The sequence below is a fragment of the Natrialba sp. PRR66 genome (assembly GCF_034808065.1).
In the GTDB taxonomy this organism is placed as follows: domain Archaea; phylum Halobacteriota; class Halobacteria; order Halobacteriales; family Natrialbaceae; genus Natrialba; species Natrialba aegyptia.
The window spans coordinates 269,624-285,196 of the sequence record NZ_JAXHGN010000003.1 but is presented as its reverse complement, the minus strand read 5'-3'; the positions used below and the strand labels follow the sequence as shown (position 1 = coordinate 285,196).

Sequence of the window (15,573 nt, the reverse complement as noted above, 5' to 3'; positions counted from 1 at the left end):
CGGCAAGGAGACGAGCGAGGGTGAAAGCGACGATTTCCTCACCAGACCGCGAACCGACGCGGGTTCGACCTCCACGTCACCGTCGAGGCGACGTTCGGGTCGGCAGGTAGCCTCGCCTCGGCCAAACGTAGACCCCGAGGGTGAACTCGTTCGGACGCTGCCGGGGATCGATCGGGTCGAGTGAGGAGTGAGATCGGTGCAGTCGATCGACTGCGTGGATTGTCAGTAGCAGGTCGTAGTCGTTCGAGCGAAGTCAATCGACGAACAGAGAAGATCCGAGTGAGCTCGTTACGCGTCCAGGACCTGCCGCAACACGTCCGGCGCATCCTCGAGTGCCGCATCCAGATCCTCGACGTTCGGCCCGCCGCCCTGTGCGAAGTCCGGCGGACCGCCGCCGCCGCCGCCGACCTTCGCGGCGAGTTCACCGACGACTTCGCCGGCGTTGACGGCGACGTCGTCCGGTACCGCGACGACGAACTGGGCACCGCTCTCGCCGCTGCCGAGAACGGCGATACTGCCCTCCTCGGCGATGGCGTTTGCGGTCGCGCGCAGTTCGTCCACGTCGGTATCGAGTCGGTCGACGACGGCCGTCCGATCGCCGATATCGAACTCGTCGCCGCCGCCACCGCCACCGGCGCGGGCGGCCGCGAGCTGTTCCGTGAGATCGTCGATCTGCTTGCCGCGATCCTTCCACTCCCGGAAGAACCGTGCTGCGGTCTCGGGAACGTCCTCCGGAGACACGTCGAGCGTTTCGGCGGCCTCGTAGAGGGCGTCCTCGTTGGCCTGGGTCGCCTCCAGTGCGGCTTCGCCGGCCGCGAAGGTGATCCGCTCGACGCCGTCTTGTACGCGTTCGGTGGTCAGGATCTTGATCGCGCCGATGTCGCCGGTTCGGGCGACGTGCGTGCCGCCGCAGGCCTGCACGTCGTCGGCGACGTGGATGAGCCGGATCTGCTCGCCCGGCGGGATGCCGCCCTGGTAGAGATCGAAGCCGTGTTCGGACTCGGCGTCGTGGCGGTCGGGCCACTCCTGGGAGACCGACGTGTTGTCCATCACGAGTTCGTTCGCGACGCGTTCGATTTCCTTGACGTCGTCGCGGGAGATGCGGTCGTAGTGGCGCAGGTCGATCCGCGAGGAGTCGACGCCCTTCTGGGCACCGGCCTGGCGGACGTGCTCGCCGAGGACCTCGCGCGCGGAGTGGATGATGATGTGCGTGGCCGTGTGATGGCGCATGAGCTGGCGGCGACGGCCGGCGTCGAGTTGGCCGTTGACGAACTCGCCCTTGCCGAGCTTTTCGTCGGTGCGGTGGAGGATGACGCCGTCTTCGATCTGCACGTCGCGCACGTCGACGGTCGCATCGTCGGTCGAGAGCGTCCCGTTGTCGGCGGGTTGACCGCCGCCTTCGGGGTAGAACATCGTCTGATCGAGGACGACGTCGTAGCCGTCCTCGCGTTCGAAGACATCGAGCACAACGGCCTCGAACTGGGTTCGCTGCTGGTCGTCGTAGTAGAGTCGTTCCGTCTCGGGAAGGTCCGCGAAGCGCTCATCTTCCTCGTCGGCCGCCTCCTCGACCGTTTCTGGGGTGTCGTGGCGTTTGGCGACGAGACTGTAGAAATCGTCGGGGACGGCGACCTCGGCACCGGACTCGTCGGCGATCTCCTCGACCATGTCCGGCTGGATGCCGTGGGAGTCGTAGAGTTCGATCAGTTCCTCGGTGGGGATCGGCTCGCCCTTCTTGGCGTACTCCTCCGCGAGGCTCTCGACGCGGCGGCCGCCGCGTTCTAAGGTTTCGCGGTACTTCTCGACCTCGGTGCGGACGATATCGCGGATGGTGTCGCGGTTCTCGTACTCCAGGCGCTCGGCTTGCATGTCGACGAGTTCATCGAGCGGTGCGTCGACGCCGACGGTGTCACAGAGGCGCTTGGTGCGCCGGAGAACCATCCTGGCGAGGTAGCCGGTGCCGACGTTCGAGGGGACGATGCCGTCACCGAGCATGTACGCGAGGGTGCGGGAGTGGTCGGCGATGGCGTAGATGTCCTCAAGGGGCTCCATCAGGTCCTCGAGTTCGCCGGCGTCGACGTCGAGTTCGGCCGCGATGTCGCCGCGGGCGGTTTCCATGTCCTCGGCCTCGTCGATGTCCATGTGGCCCGCGAGTTTGGCGGCGCGGTGGATGAGCGCCTCCTCGTCGTCGGAGTGGTCGATCCCCGCGTTGTCCTTTAGGAACTCGATCATGTCGGGGTAGACCGCCTCGTAGACCGTCGGGGTTCCCTGGGACACCCAGGTCCACCGTTCCAGGCCGTAGCCGGTGTCGACGATGTAGGTGTCCATGTAGGAGTAGCGGTTCCCGTCTTTCATCTCGAACTCGCCGTCGGGGTCTTGCTCCATGCACATGAAGACCAGCGTGGCGAGTTCGACGCCGCGGTAGATGACCTCGATCGCGGGGCCGGCGTTGCCGCCGCCGACCCACGGATCCTCGATGTAGATGACCTCTTCTAAGTCGACGCCCATCGAGTCGAAGAACTCGTCGCAGAGTTCGACGGTGTGGTCCTTCCAGTAGACCTCGCCCTGGTAGGCGTACTGGTCGGGGTCGTCCAGATCCTCGCGAGCGTTGAACGCGTGGTGGGCCATCATTTCGAAGGCCATGGTGTGGCGGCCGGTCTTCCCGACGTTGTCGATATCCTGCATCCGGATGCAGGGCTGGGAGACGGTAAGCGGGTTCGCCGGCGGCGGCGTCTCGCCGCTGGTGACGAGCGGTTGGAAGTCGTAGATCGACGCCTGGGTCAGCAGGACGTCGTCTCGCCAGCGGTTCGCCGCGACCGGATACGGGTCGATCCGTTCGTGGTCGTGGGATTCGAAGAACGAGAGGAACGCCTCGCGCATCTCCGTGAGGTTGTAAGCCTCGTCGAAACCGGGATTGTCGATGAAGTCGTACTCCTCGCAGGGCGGTTCCCCGCAGGTTTCCCGGTCGTGGTCGCGCGTCCAGAAGTGCGCACCACAGGAGGGACATTCCTTGCGGACGAATCCCTCCGTCTCGAAATACTCGAGACGATACTCCTCCTCAAGTGCACTCATTATACACGTGTTGGCCATGCAGGGCGTAAAACAGTTCCGCAACGTTCATTGTCCGAGAATCGCCTTGCCGTCGGCCGGTTCGTAAGAAGTTGAGACTGTTCAGTTATTAGTTATGTCGAGTACAAATAAGTCACAGTGAGATAAATCATCCGGAGAGAGCGTGTTCTCGAATAGTCGACGGCACGTGTATCCGATAATAACAGATAGTTGTATTGTTAGGAAAGGGAGACACTCAGCAGAATCTTTATCGTGGTGATACGGACAGTACGAATAGACGATCAGTCAGAGGGCACCACGACGATGGGGAACGAGACATCACGACACCGACCGCAGACGATCCTCTACGTGGCCGCAACCGACGAGGCGGCCCGGAGCGGAGCGACGGCGCTCGAACGGGTTCCTGCAGGGCCAAAGCGGGCCGTCCGGCCGACGACATCCGTCGAGCGCGTTCGAAACTGGGCTCCGAACGTCGATTGTGTCGTCTTCGCCGAAACGCCAACGACCCCCGCCGGCGCGCACCTCCTCGAGGTCGCCGACGCCTGCGGGTCGACTCCCCTCGTGCTCTTCAGCGAGTCCGCCTACGGCGCGACCGCCGCCCGTTCGACCGACGGCATCGACGGCTACGTCCGCCGTGACACTGACAACGCTATCGCGCATCTCGCCGACGAACTCACCTGGCTGTGCTACAGCGATGAGGCGGCCGCGACAGCCGAGTCCGCCGATCGATCCGCCGGAACGAGTTCAGTTCTCGCGGCCGCCGCCGACCTGATCGCACGCCGCGACCGGGACCGGTTGCTCGAGTGCCTCGTCGAGACCACCGTCGAGGCGATAGACACCGACCGGTGCTGGATCGCGACCGTCAACTTCGGTGAACTCGTGCCGCAGACGACGGCAGCGGGCGTCGATGCAACGGCGATCGAGCCGGTGTCGACCGGCGGCCCGCTCGGGGAGGCGTTCCGCGCGGGCGAGTCGCTCCGGCTCCCGGACCTCAAAGGGCGAACTGAACTCGAGTCGCCGTGGTCGGACGCACGATCGCTGTGTAGCGTCCCCATCGCCGATCTCGGCGTCTTGCAGGTTGCCGCCGACACCCCGGAGGCGTTCGACGATGCCGACGTGGCGCTCCTCGAGTCGCTCTGTGCGGTCGCGAGCGCCGTTCTCGAACGGAACCGTGCCGAGGCGCGCCTCACCGCCGAACGGGATCGGTTACGGAACGAACTCGACGACCGAACGAGCGAGCGAAACCGACTCGCCGAGGAGCAGGCGGTGATCGGGCAGGCCGCCGAACATCTTGCAGCCGAGCGCGATCGCTTCCGAGCGGCGTTTTCGAGCGCGCCGCTGCCGATGCTGCGGTACGAGATCGATGCCCCCCGCTCAAACGCAGACGCTGCGCGAGACGCACGTCCGGACTCAATCCCAGATACGCCGGATTCCGAGCCGGATCAGGCTCCCGAAGCGACCATTAGGGACATCAACACCGCCTTCGAGACGACGTTCGGCGAGGACCGAGCCACCCTTCTCGGCCAGCCGGTCAGCGACTACACCGTTCCCTCGGGAGTGCGCGACCGAGCAACCGCACTCACCGAGGCGCTCCGCGCGGGCGGCCGACGCGAACTCGAGTGTCGCCGCGAAACGACCGACGGCATCCGCGAGTTCAGCGTGACGGTCGTGCCGCTCGAACGGGCGGCGCGGGACCGGCGGGACCGGCAAGGTGGCGACGAAATCGAACCCGGATCGGATACCGAACCCACAACCGACAGCGCACCCACCGACCATCCGACCGGCATTCTCTACTTCACCGACATCACCGACCGGATCCGCACGCAGCGGGCGCTCACGGCCGCTACCAGACGCCTCGACGCCATCGCAGCCCTGCTCGAAGACGAGGTGCAGACGCCGCTTAACGTCGCCCGCGGCTACCTCGAACTCGTCGAGAAAACCGGCGACGGTGACCACTTCGAGGTGATCGACGACGCCCACCTGCAACTGACCGACCACGTCGAATCGCTGTACGAACTCGCCGCTACCGACGAGATCCTCGCCGACACCGAACCGGTCGCGATCCACGATGTCGCGAGACGCGCCTGGCTCACCGTCGACACCGGCACCGCCGAACTCGTGGTCGAATCGACCCTGATGCTCGAAGCCGACAGAGCGCGGTTACGCGACCTGTTCGAGTCGGTCCTGCGACTCGTTGTCTCCGGGGACGATAGCGAAAACAGGACGGGTACCGTCCCACCGTCGGTGACGATCACCGTCGGGGCGACCGAGGACGGCTTCTACGTGGCACGCGACGGGCCGGCAGCCGACGATCCGCGGTTCGATCCCGCTCCCGAGGACCCGGGCAAAGAGGGGGCGGCAGCCGCCGACAGCGACGGGACCGCGCACCGATCGACAGCGACAACGACAGCAAGCGCAACCGACCCCGACCACCCCGAACACCCCGACGCCGACGCCGACGGCGCACGTGAACTCGTCGAACAGATCGCCGATGCGCACGGCTGGGACGTCGGAATCGCTGCAGATGAGGCCCGGACGGCGTTCGCGTTTCGGGGCGTCGACGCGATCGATCTCTAGCGACGACGGCCCGTGTGAACTCTCGTTACTCGTCTTCGAGTGCCAGGGATGCGAGCATCGCTTCGAGCTGCAGACGCTCGTTCGCGCCCTCGGTGATCCGGAAGTCGACCTCGCCGAGTCGTTCGAGCAGTCGCACCGTCGCCTGTTCGGGGATGTCGAACGTCCAGGCCGACCGGTGCAACTGGTCGATAACGTCGCCGCCCGCGAGGCCGCGGTCGGTCAAGAGGTCCTCGAGCGTCGCGCGGGCGGCGGTGAAATCGCCGGCGATGGCGTGGTCGACCATCTCCTCGACCTCTTCGGGCCGAGCCGTGGCGGTGATCGCAAAGACGGTCTCCTCGTCGACCGTCTCGCCCATCACGGCCGCGGCCTGCAGGGCGTTGATCGCCTTGCGCATGTCGCCGTCGGCTGCATAGACCAGCGCGTCGACGCCGTCGTCGGTGACCTCGATCCCCTCCGTCTCGGCGATTTCGCGGACCTGCGCCTCGATGGCGTCCTCGGTGAGTTCGGTAAAGCGGAAGACGGCACAGCGGGACTGGATCGGGTCGATAATCTGGCTCGAGTAGTTACACGAGAGGATAAAGCGGGTGTTGTTCGAGAACTGCTCCATCGTCCGGCGCAGGGCCGACTGAGCGTCGGAGGTGAGTGCGTCGGCCTCGTCTAAGAAGATAATGCGGTGGTCGTAGCCGCCGAAGGAGGCGCGCGCGAAGTCCTTGATTCGGTCGCGGACGACGTCGATCCCGCGCTGGTCGGAGGCGTTGAGCTCGAGGAAGTTCTCGCGCCAGTCGTCATCGTAGACCTCGCGAGCGATGGCTTGCGCTGCCGTTGTGTTGTGCATAACCGTTGGTATGTCTCCCGCGACGTAGTTTCGGGTTCCGGGTACCGTAAGGTCGTAGACCCGCTGCTCGTCCTCCACTTGCTCTACAGTCGACACGCGATCGAAATAGAGCGTGCCGCGGGAGATCCGATCGAGCGCGACCAGTCGTTCGACAGTGTCCATCGAACACATCTCGTCGGCGATGTCGTGAACTCGATCAGCGACGGTCTCGAATCGTGGGAGGGACGCAAGATCGTGGTCATCGTTCTCGACGAGTTGTCGGACGTCTCTTCCGAGCAACTCCGTCCCCTCGGCGATACGATTGTCCGAAACGCCGAGTGCATCGATCACGGTCCGGAGCGATTGCTGTACGGAGGCGATATCCGGCGTTTCAGTGTGCGACTCTACCGCGGCAAGCAACTCTCCTGTGCGACTTGCGGTTGGCGACCGTCGTCCGTCGGAGTACTCGAGTAGCCGGTCCGTCCGGATTCCTGTTTTCTCCTCGACCTCTTTCCGCATCTCGAGCGGCCCCAGTGCGTTCCGCTGACCGATCCACGCCGTTGGAACGGCGGTCACCGACTGAATATCGGATCGAACCTGCTCTATCTCTTGCTTGGCCTGCTGTGCGGCCTCGAGACGATCTGACGCCGCCTCGAGAACGCGGTCGATATCCTCGAGGTGGGATTCACGACCGGGATTGTCGGGGTGCAGGCTCTCGGTCACCAGTGGCTCCTTTTTCAGTGCGAGCGTGCAACAGAGGTCGTCGACGGCCGCCTGTGCAGGCATCGTATCGTAATTCGGGTTCCCAGAGCCGGCCGTCGCGTCGGCGAGACGATCGCGCTTGTAGTCGATAGTGAATCCGACGGCGTCCTCGAAACGCGAGAGCGCCGACACACCCGAGACGTATAGGGTGTGGTATTCACGCTTCGTTTTAGAGCCGTTCGTCGCGGTCTTCTCGGCGCAGTCGCGTCGCGTCTGAATTCCAAACGAAGCGAGCAGATACGAACAGAGTGTGATCAGCGACTCGTCTTTCTGTGTCAGTTCGATCGTTCCCTGATCTGCGACGTAGGCCTCCGAATCGAAAACAGCCCGCAGGAACGCTGCTCGGACGTCTTCCGGGGCATGAACGAGGGTTGAACCGATAGCAGACGCCGACGAATCACCGAAGACATCGAAGGAGGATTCGAGGAGATGATGGAGCGATTTGGTCTGAAGTTCGACGTACGGCACGCCTTTCTGTACACCGCGGGCCGTCTCGACATCGAACAGGTCCTGTGCAATTCGTTCGAACGACGTACAGAGGTCGTCATCGGTGTTGTAGAACTTGATACGGCCGTTGTCGATCCGTGCTTCGCTGATCGCGAATCCAACGAAGCGCGCCAGGTCCGGAGTGAGTTTCCAGGGAGGTGTGATCGGGCTGGACCGCCTGTTGTACCGCGTAACGTAGCTGACGGATTCGACATGAGATCGAAGTTCCGATTCCTCGACATCGAGCGATCGAAGATACGTCAGTGAACAGGTCGTGGACGGTTCGTCGAGATCAACCGAAACCGCGCGTTTGTAATTTTGAGCGGTTTTACGAGAGACATCGGACTCGGCGACGATTTCGTCGATCGAATAGCCGCGGCGGAGACAGCCGATTACCGTTTTCTTCTGTCCGACGTAGTTCTCTTCCACCGGAATCTCGTATCGCTGAGCGAATGACTTCGAGACAGTGACGAACGTCCGATTGCCATCCATTGACGAGAGCCAGTCAAGCGACGGTGATGAGTCGTCGGCGACGGGTGTTTCTAGCGGCCGAGCAATTCGTTCTCCATCAGTGATCGACTCGGCTTGCTTCCAGGAGAGACCCGTCTCGTCAGCGACGAGGAGTTTGTGTTCGGGCGTAACCGTGATCTCGTTTCCATCCCGCGTCTCGATCGAAATGAGATTAGCCGCTTCTTTGGAGAAGACGTGCGACGGAGCGGCGTACTCAAACGAGCCGTCGTCGTTGTACGTGAGGATCTCGAGGTCATCGTCCGGTGTATCGAAGCCGTCAATAGCACCGACGACTGCAGATATCGGGGTGATCCCCTTGTTCGTCAATACCGGTGTCTTGCCGGTAACACACTTCCCGGTGCCGGCCGGCCCCGCAAACATGAGGTGAGGCAGGTCGTCTTGCTCGACGTACCGCTCGAGACGCGGAACGATATTCTCGTGGCCCTTGATCTCGTCGAGTCGCTCCGGGCGGTACTTCTCGATCCAGACCTCGGTCTTGCCGGGAGTCGACTCGGCGACCTCGGCGTCCACGTCGGCGTCGCTCATACCGGACCAAGGAGTGGCCCGAAGATAAAACGACCGAACGACACCGTCGTCGCCACTGCGACCGATCCGGTACGAAACCGACGTATCTAGCCATTGAACGAATGACAGATTTTTCACACTCGTCGGGAAAGATATACTCATGGTGACAAAACAGACGGCCCGGACGAGTTCACGTCGCGGATCAGTACTCCTCGTCCTGGTGCTCGTCATCCTCGTCGGCTGTAGCGTGCTTTCGACACCGGTCGCCGCACAGACCGACACGCGAACCGGGGGGACCATCACCGTCGAAGCGGACGAGACCGTCGATAGCCTCACCGCCGTCGGCGGCACCGTCATCGTCGAAGGGACCGTCACTGGCGATGTGAGCGCCGCTGCGGGCGAAGTTCGGATCGAGGGCGACGTCGGCGGCGATCTCGAAGCGGGGGCTGGGAGCGTCACGATCACCGGCACCGTCGACGGCGATGTCGACGCCGGGGCCGGCGGCTTTGAACTCGCCGAGGGCGCGACCATCGGTGGCGACCTGACGGCCGGCAGCGGCGGGGCGACGATCGACGGGACGATCGAGGGCGACGCCGAAATCGGGGCCGAAACGACCCGCCTCGGCGACGAGGCCGCGATCGAGGGCGACCTGCGCTACGGCGGCGATCTCGAGGGTAACACCGACGCCGTCGCCGGGACTATCGAGTACGACTCCACGTTGGGCAACGACTTCCTTCCCTCGTTCGACCCGATCGGCTCCCTCCTCGTGTCCGCGTACGTCCTCGCGCTGAACCTGTTGTTCGGAGCCATCTTGCTGGCGCTCTTTCCGCTGTTCTCCGATCGCGTTGCAGGCCGCGTCGCGGAGACGCCCGCTCGGTCGGGACTGGCGGGCCTCGGCGTCCTTATCGGTGTTCCGATCCTGCTCGTCGCGCTCGCGATCACGGTCATCGGGATTCCGCTCTCGATCGTCGGCGCGTTCGTCTTCGCGCTGCTCGTCTGGATCGGCGGCATCTACGGCTGGTTCGCCGTGGCAGCGTGGCTCCTCTCGCTTGCCGGCATCGGAAACCGGTGGATCGCACTCGTCGTCGGCCTCGTCGGCGGCGCACTCATCGCACAAATTCCCTGGGTCGGCGGCCCGCTCAACTTCATCGTCCTGCTGCTGGGACTCGGTGCGCTCGCGCTCGCGCTGTTCGGCCACCGGCGAGCGGTCCGCGAGCGGGAACGGCGACGGGACCGAGGGCCGCGGGCGGATACACGAACGGACCGCGACACCCGCGATAGCTTCGATTCCGACGAACCGGCGGCCGAATGAGACGGACCGGCTTTGGGAGGCCTAGCAAAACAAGAATAAATGCGACAGGGACGCCCACCTCGGTGCGTTAGTAGCAAGCGCAATCAACATTGAGAGTGAAATCCACTGATGGCGCTGTAGATGGTTACCGCGAGTTCACGACGCGAAACCACAACCAATAACAATAGATGATTATCCGGTTTGTCCATACTCTATTCGGATGGTCGAAGAGGCCGGAAGCGAGTGGTAACCTCCGCCACCCAATTTCCGACCATGGCACAGATCATCACCAGTATAGCAAGACAGATTACCAGTAAAACGAGTACAAATGGAATTGCGACGACTTCGAGCCTTGGACGTTCACCCAGGGAAGATCTTGCGACAACTTCGATGGCAAACGCCACAACTCCCCCAAGAGACGCCACGAAACCAGCAACCAATCCAGCCCGGTGACTATCCGCAGGCCTTGCATTGAACAGATATCCGACGAGAAGTCCGGTCACTATCATCGGAGCACTATGCAGCAGGGTTGTTGTCTCCCACGAGACGAAGAGTGTGAACGGAACCGAAGCGAAACCGAGAAGCGCGGCGATAAGAAACGGGCTTTCAGTCACCGCATCTACCGTATTCTGAAGGCTGTACTCAGACATATCCTGCTGATATTGTCGTCGAGCTATAATATTACTCCTCCTTGATGACCGCGGGTCTTCGCAGCCGGGCCACCGTATCGCAGACGCTCTATATCGCACACCCGTTCTTGACACATACCACTCACGCCGCTGTATCGATTGGTGTGTGAGTGACCTGGCTGTGACGCTCCCCGGGGCCGACACAATCGGTGCGCGAACCGTTCTCTGATGGCCGCATACCAATACGAACACCGATACGAACACCGACACGAACACCGACAGTACCCGGACCGCAACTCGATCCGCCATCAATTCGTACACCGACACCGCGCGAATACGAACTCGCGACGGACACGAACGACGCGCTCAAGTCCCGCCCTCAACAATCCCGTATATGCGCGTCACCGTCGATATCAAGGGCGAGGGAACCCACGAAATCGAACTCGCAACGCAGAACGAGGAGCGCAGCGACGGCGACGCCACGAGTTCAGCGCAGCCGTCGGTCGCGACCGAGCCGACGTATGCGGATCTGCTTCGCGAGGTTGATCTCAGCCCGCACGAGGTGAGCGTGCTGGTCGACGGACGGCCGGTACCGGAGGATCAGCCGGTCGAGAGCGAGCACGTGACGGTGTTACGGCTGATCAAGGGCGGCTGACGCTTCCGGCGTCGGGTAGAGTGAGTGGCGCGGATGGCATGTATCGCACGGGTGTACGGGTACTACGGCTCGGGAGGGACTTTTCAACGGGTCGATCACCTGCGATGAAGCTACTTAGAGCGAAGCACCGATGACAGTGGTATGTCAAGCACCATCAGAGACGTTGCGCCGACAGTCGCCGACGCCGTCGTGAACGAACGCGAGCGACAGGAGTCGACGCTCGGGATATTTCTCCGGCCAACTCTACGATGTCTTTCAGTACGAGGTCGACCCCGACGACGAGGACGTTCGAAACCGCGTTCGAGAGGGCTACAACGGCTCTGCGAGACGTACTCGATCGACGACTGATACGGATTGCCGTCTCGATTGCCCGGCGTAACCGTACAACTGCACAACCCATAGACGGGTCGCGAGTGGCACCGGAACTGACTGCCAGCAGTCCGTCTACGGCGGCCACCGAACCGAACTCGTTCTGCGAGAGAGCGCCGTCGCGGCATTGGTGTTAGCGGCAACTCACCGTCCGGTTGCCGTTCAGCCGCGTTTTCCCGCAACCCGACAGAACCGTTATGATGGATCGTGTTGAACCAGTACCAATCCCGTCGAGCGGATGAACTCGGCGGGGCCTACATTTCATGACTACGACCGAAGACGTACTGAACCACCACCTCGAAGCGTTCGAGAGCCAGGATCTCGACGCCGTCATGGAGGACTACACCGATGAATCGACCGTCGTCACGAACATGGGGACGTTTCGGGGACTCGCGGAGATCGAGGGACTGTTCGAGACGCTATTCGACGAGTTCGATGCACCGGACGCGTCGATAACGATGGACGAACAACTCGTCGAAGACGAGTTCGGCTACATCACGTGGACCGCCGAGACGCCGGAAAACGACTACGAGTTCGCGACCGACACGTTCCACATTCCCGACGACGAAATCGCGTTCCAGACGTTTGCGGGGAAGATTAGTCCGAAGGAGTGACCGAGCGCCCGATCGATCCGGCGGTGTGGGTCGATCGGGTGCACTCGGCGGCGAGTGCGAGTCGCGCGGGTGAACTCGAGTTCGAGTGCGGAGCGTCACAGAGTCACAGAGTCGGTTGCGATTGCGAGTCGCGTGTTCGAAGAGCGGAGCCGATCAGTCGTCGTCTTGGGCCCCGCCGGTGACGACGTCGCTGGAGCCGGGCATCTCCACGCTGTCTTCCTCGCGGAGGAACAGCGCGCGTTCGGTGCCGAACGAGTACGCCATCGACGCAACGGCGAGGAGGGCGATGATCGAGAACGGGCCGCCGGTGATGATCGCGGCCGCCTGCAGTGCGTCGACGCCGCCAGTGACCATCAGCAGCGACGCGAGCGCGCCAATGAGGACGCCCCAGATGACGCGGTTGATCGTCGACGGTCGTTCGGCACCGCCGGTGGTGAGCATGCCGAGTGCCAACGTCGACGAATCGGCCGACGTGACGAGGAACGTCGTCACGAGCACGAGGAACAGGACCGTCAACAGGCCGCCGAGCGGCAGGGCTTCGAACAGCGGGTAGCCCGAGCCGGCCTCGCCGAGTTCACTGATGACGGAGAGGATGTCGGCTTGACCGGTTTGTTGCATGAAGATTCCCGTGGCTCCCATGGTGGCGAACCACGGGATCGTGACGCCGGTCGAGGCGACGACGCCGGTGACGGCGACCTGTCGAACCGTCCGCCCGCGCGAAATCCGGGCGATGAACAGGCCGACGAACGGCATCCAGGAGAACCACCACGCCCAGTAGAAGATCGTCCAGTCGCCGACCCAGCCGGCGATCGCGCCGCCGGCAGTCTCCGCGGAGCCGGTGTAGAAGCTCATCGTAACGAACTGGTTGATGTACGCCCCGAGCGCCTCGGTGCCGACTGACATGATGTACGTCGTCGGGCCGAGAACGAACGTGATGACGGTCAACAGGGCGAACAGCGCCATATTGAAGTACGAAATTCGGCGGATCCCCTTTCGGACCCCGAGTGCGACCGAGACCGTGAACGCGACGGTGAGGCCGGTAATCACGAGGACGGTTCCGGCGTCGCCGACGCTCGCCCCCGTCATCCACTCGACGCCGACGAGGAACTGATTCCCGACGAGTCCCAGCGTGGTCGCGACGCCGCCGATCGTCGCGAACACCGCGAGGATATCGATGACTTTTGCGAGCGGACCGTCGAGGTTGTCGAGTCCGACCCACGGAGCGATCACCGTCGAGATGCGCAACGGGGCATCGTAGCAGTACGCGTAGTACGCGATCGGGAGCGCCATAACCACGTAGGCCGTCCACGCGGAGATGCCCCAGTGGAAGAAGGTGTACTGGACGGCACCGACGGCAGCCGCGGACGATTGCGATTCGGCACCGATTAACGGCGAAACAGTATCGTAGTGGAAGATCGCCTCGGCCGGCCCCCAGAACACGATCCCGGCGGCGATCCCCGCCGAGTACAGCATCGCAAAGTACGCGAGAAACGAAAACTCCGGTTCTTCGTCGTCGTCGCCGAGCGTAATGTTTCCCCAGGGGCCGAAGATGAGGAACGCGACGAACGCGACGAGGATGAACATCGCGATCAAGTACCACCAGCCAAGCGCCGTCCAGAGGAACTCGTTCGCGTTGTTCATGTATTCCGATGCCTGGTCCGGTCTGAGGATGAACGCGAGCACTGCGATGGCCGCAACGACGAATCCGACGCCGAAGACGACAGAATCGAGTTCATCGCGGAACCTGGTTACTGTACGCTGTGAGCCTGAGTCGTTCATGGGTTGTCACCGTATCACGCCGTGTCCGCCTGTCTCCGTGCTCTCGATCGGTCGACCGTCGATCGAGCGACGCAGTCTCCGTGCTGCGCCCCATCATGTGACGGACAGTCATGGCAATAATTGGCAAATAGGGCTATCAGTGTTCATCTTAATCAACGGTGGGGCTTTTAACTGGTCGAAAAAGAGGATCGTCAGGCGTTGACGTGCGTAACTTCGTAGCCGTGATCGCGGATCGAGCGGATGATCGCTCGTGCTTGCCCTGCGCCGCTGGTCTCGACCTGGAAGTCGAGGTGGGCCTCGCCGACGTCGAGTTCGGGTGCGGATCGATCGTGGCGGACGGTCTGGATGTTGGCGTTGTGATCGGCGATGAGTCCCGAAATCTCCTCCATCTTCCCGGACTGGTCGTCGATACGAACGCGCAATCGAAGCAGTTGTTCGCGGTCGCTCAGCGCGTGGACGAGGACCGTCTGGAGCATCGTCATGTCGAGGTTGCCGCCGCCGAGCAGCGCCACGACCGTCTCGCCCTCGACGTCGAGTTCGTCGCTGATGATCGCAGCGACCGCGGCCGCGCCAGCGCCTTCGACGACCTGTTTCGCTCGCTCTAACAACAGCAAGATCGCGCGAGCGATTTCGCCGTCCGTGACCGTTACGACCTCGTCGACGTGGTCCTCGATGAGCGAGAGCGTCAGGTCCGACACGCCGCCGGTGGCGATACCATCGGCGATGGTGTCGACCGACTCGAGCGCGATCGGGGCCCCCTTTTGCAGGCTGTCAGGAACGGTGGCAGCACCCGTCGCCTGCACGCCGACGACGCGCGTCTCCGGCGACAGTTCCGAGAAGGCGGTCGCAATCCCCGAGATGAGTCCCCCGCCGCCGATCGGGACGACGATCGTGTCCACGGACGGAACGTCCTCGTACATCTCGAGTCCGAGCGTCCCCTGCCCGGCGACGATCGCGGGGTCGTCGTAGGCGTGGACGAACTCGGCGTCGGTCTCGTCGACGAGGTCCCGAGCGTGAGCCATCGCGTCCTGGAAGTCGGTGCCGACGAGTTCGACGGTCGCGCCGTAGCCCCGCGTCGCGTCGACCTTGGCCTGAGGGGCGGTTCGCGGCATGACGATGGTCGAGTCGACGCCCAGTTTCGTCGCGGCGAGGGCGACGCCTTGCGCGTGATTGCCGGCGCTCGCGGCGACGACTTGGTCCGTCTTCGTTTTCGTTTTTGTTTCCGTGTCCGTCTCCGTTGCCGTTTCTACCCCCGTTCCCGACGCCGACTCACCGTCAGCGACGAACTGGGCGATCTTGTTGTACGCGCCGCGGGTCTTGAACGAGCCCGTCCACTGCAGGTGCTCCATCTTGAGGAAGACCTCGGCACCGGTTAGCTCGTCGAGGGACGTACTTCGCTCGACCGGCGTGTGTTTGACGACCGAATCGTCGTCGAGTCGGTCGCGGGCGGCCTCGATATCGTCGACGGTGACGGATTCGAAATCGTGAGTCATCGT

At 63.1% G+C, this 15,573-nt stretch carries 9 protein-coding genes; 4 read left to right on the top strand and 5 right to left on the bottom strand.

Annotated features, from left to right (window positions below; genetic code table 11):
- Positions 1-288: 288 nt before the first annotated feature.
- Entirely contained in the window at positions 289-3,069 is a 2,781-nt protein-coding gene (gene alaS / locus SM755_RS11835) for an alanine--tRNA ligase (protein WP_323172834.1), read from the bottom strand.
- A 300-nt stretch (positions 3,070-3,369) separates the two neighbouring features.
- On the opposite strand from alaS, the gene SM755_RS11830 reads away from it, so the two are divergent.
- A complete protein-coding gene (locus tag SM755_RS11830) occupies positions 3,370-5,643 on the top strand; it encodes a GAF domain-containing protein (RefSeq protein WP_323172833.1) in 2,274 nt (757 codons plus the stop codon).
- A 25-nt stretch (positions 5,644-5,668) separates the two neighbouring features.
- Here the strand turns inward: SM755_RS11830 and SM755_RS11825 are convergent, their stop codons facing one another.
- On the bottom strand, positions 5,669-8,761 hold the full coding sequence (locus tag SM755_RS11825; protein ID WP_323172832.1) for a replication factor C small subunit: 3,093 nt from the start codon (positions 8,759-8,761) through the stop codon (positions 5,669-5,671).
- Between the two features lie 139 nt (positions 8,762-8,900).
- Here SM755_RS11825 and SM755_RS11820 point away from each other — a divergent pair, with 139 nt between their 5' ends.
- On the top strand, positions 8,901-10,052 hold the full coding sequence (locus SM755_RS11820) for a polymer-forming cytoskeletal protein (protein WP_323172831.1): 1,152 nt from the start codon (positions 8,901-8,903) through the stop codon (positions 10,050-10,052).
- 191 nt (positions 10,053-10,243) lie between these two features.
- On the opposite strand, the gene SM755_RS11815 is transcribed toward SM755_RS11820, so the two are convergent.
- Positions 10,244-10,681: a DUF5518 domain-containing protein gene (locus SM755_RS11815; RefSeq protein WP_323172830.1), complete on the bottom strand. Its 438-nt coding sequence runs from the start codon at positions 10,679-10,681 to the stop codon at positions 10,244-10,246.
- Between the two features lie 373 nt (positions 10,682-11,054).
- Between SM755_RS11815 and SM755_RS11810 the strand changes: the two genes are divergently transcribed.
- Positions 11,055-11,315: a ubiquitin-like small modifier protein 2 gene (locus tag SM755_RS11810; RefSeq protein WP_323172829.1), complete on the top strand. Its 261-nt coding sequence runs from the start codon at positions 11,055-11,057 to the stop codon at positions 11,313-11,315.
- Between the two features lie 632 nt (positions 11,316-11,947).
- The gene (locus SM755_RS11805) at positions 11,948-12,298 is read left to right on the top strand and encodes a nuclear transport factor 2 family protein (RefSeq protein ID WP_006665207.1); all 351 of its coding nucleotides are present in this window, start codon (positions 11,948-11,950) and stop codon (positions 12,296-12,298) included.
- Positions 12,299-12,451: 153 nt separating this feature from the next.
- Here SM755_RS11805 and SM755_RS11800 read toward each other — a convergent pair whose 3' ends face one another.
- Together SM755_RS11800 and ilvA are read right to left on the bottom strand one after the other, a co-directional pair.
- Positions 12,452-14,077, bottom strand: coding sequence for a BCCT family transporter (locus tag SM755_RS11800; RefSeq protein WP_323172828.1), 1,626 nt, complete (start codon positions 14,075-14,077; stop codon positions 12,452-12,454).
- A gap of 191 nt (positions 14,078-14,268) precedes the next feature.
- Entirely contained in the window at positions 14,269-15,570 is a 1,302-nt protein-coding gene (gene ilvA / locus SM755_RS11795; protein ID WP_323172827.1) for a threonine ammonia-lyase, read from the bottom strand.
- Positions 15,571-15,573: the final 3 nt, after the last annotated feature.

Excerpts from the sequence above, each read along its gene's own strand:
- alaS (WP_323172834.1), bottom strand. The coding sequence starts at position 3,069 with ATGAGTGCACTTGAGGAGGAGTATCGTCTCGAGTATTTCGAGACGGAG.
- SM755_RS11830 (WP_323172833.1), top strand. The coding sequence starts at position 3,370 with ATGGGGAACGAGACATCACGACACCGACCGCAGACGATCCTCTACGTG.
- SM755_RS11825 (WP_323172832.1), bottom strand. The coding sequence starts at position 8,761 with ATGAGCGACGCCGACGTGGACGCCGAGGTCGCCGAGTCGACTCCCGGC.
- SM755_RS11820 (WP_323172831.1), top strand. The coding sequence starts at position 8,901 with ATGGTGACAAAACAGACGGCCCGGACGAGTTCACGTCGCGGATCAGTA.
- SM755_RS11815 (WP_323172830.1), bottom strand. The coding sequence starts at position 10,681 with ATGTCTGAGTACAGCCTTCAGAATACGGTAGATGCGGTGACTGAAAGC.
- SM755_RS11810 (WP_323172829.1), top strand. The coding sequence starts at position 11,055 with ATGCGCGTCACCGTCGATATCAAGGGCGAGGGAACCCACGAAATCGAA.
- SM755_RS11805 (WP_006665207.1), top strand. The coding sequence starts at position 11,948 with ATGACTACGACCGAAGACGTACTGAACCACCACCTCGAAGCGTTCGAG.
- SM755_RS11800 (WP_323172828.1), bottom strand. The coding sequence starts at position 14,077 with ATGAACGACTCAGGCTCACAGCGTACAGTAACCAGGTTCCGCGATGAA.
- ilvA (WP_323172827.1), bottom strand. The coding sequence starts at position 15,570 with ATGACTCACGATTTCGAATCCGTCACCGTCGACGATATCGAGGCCGCC.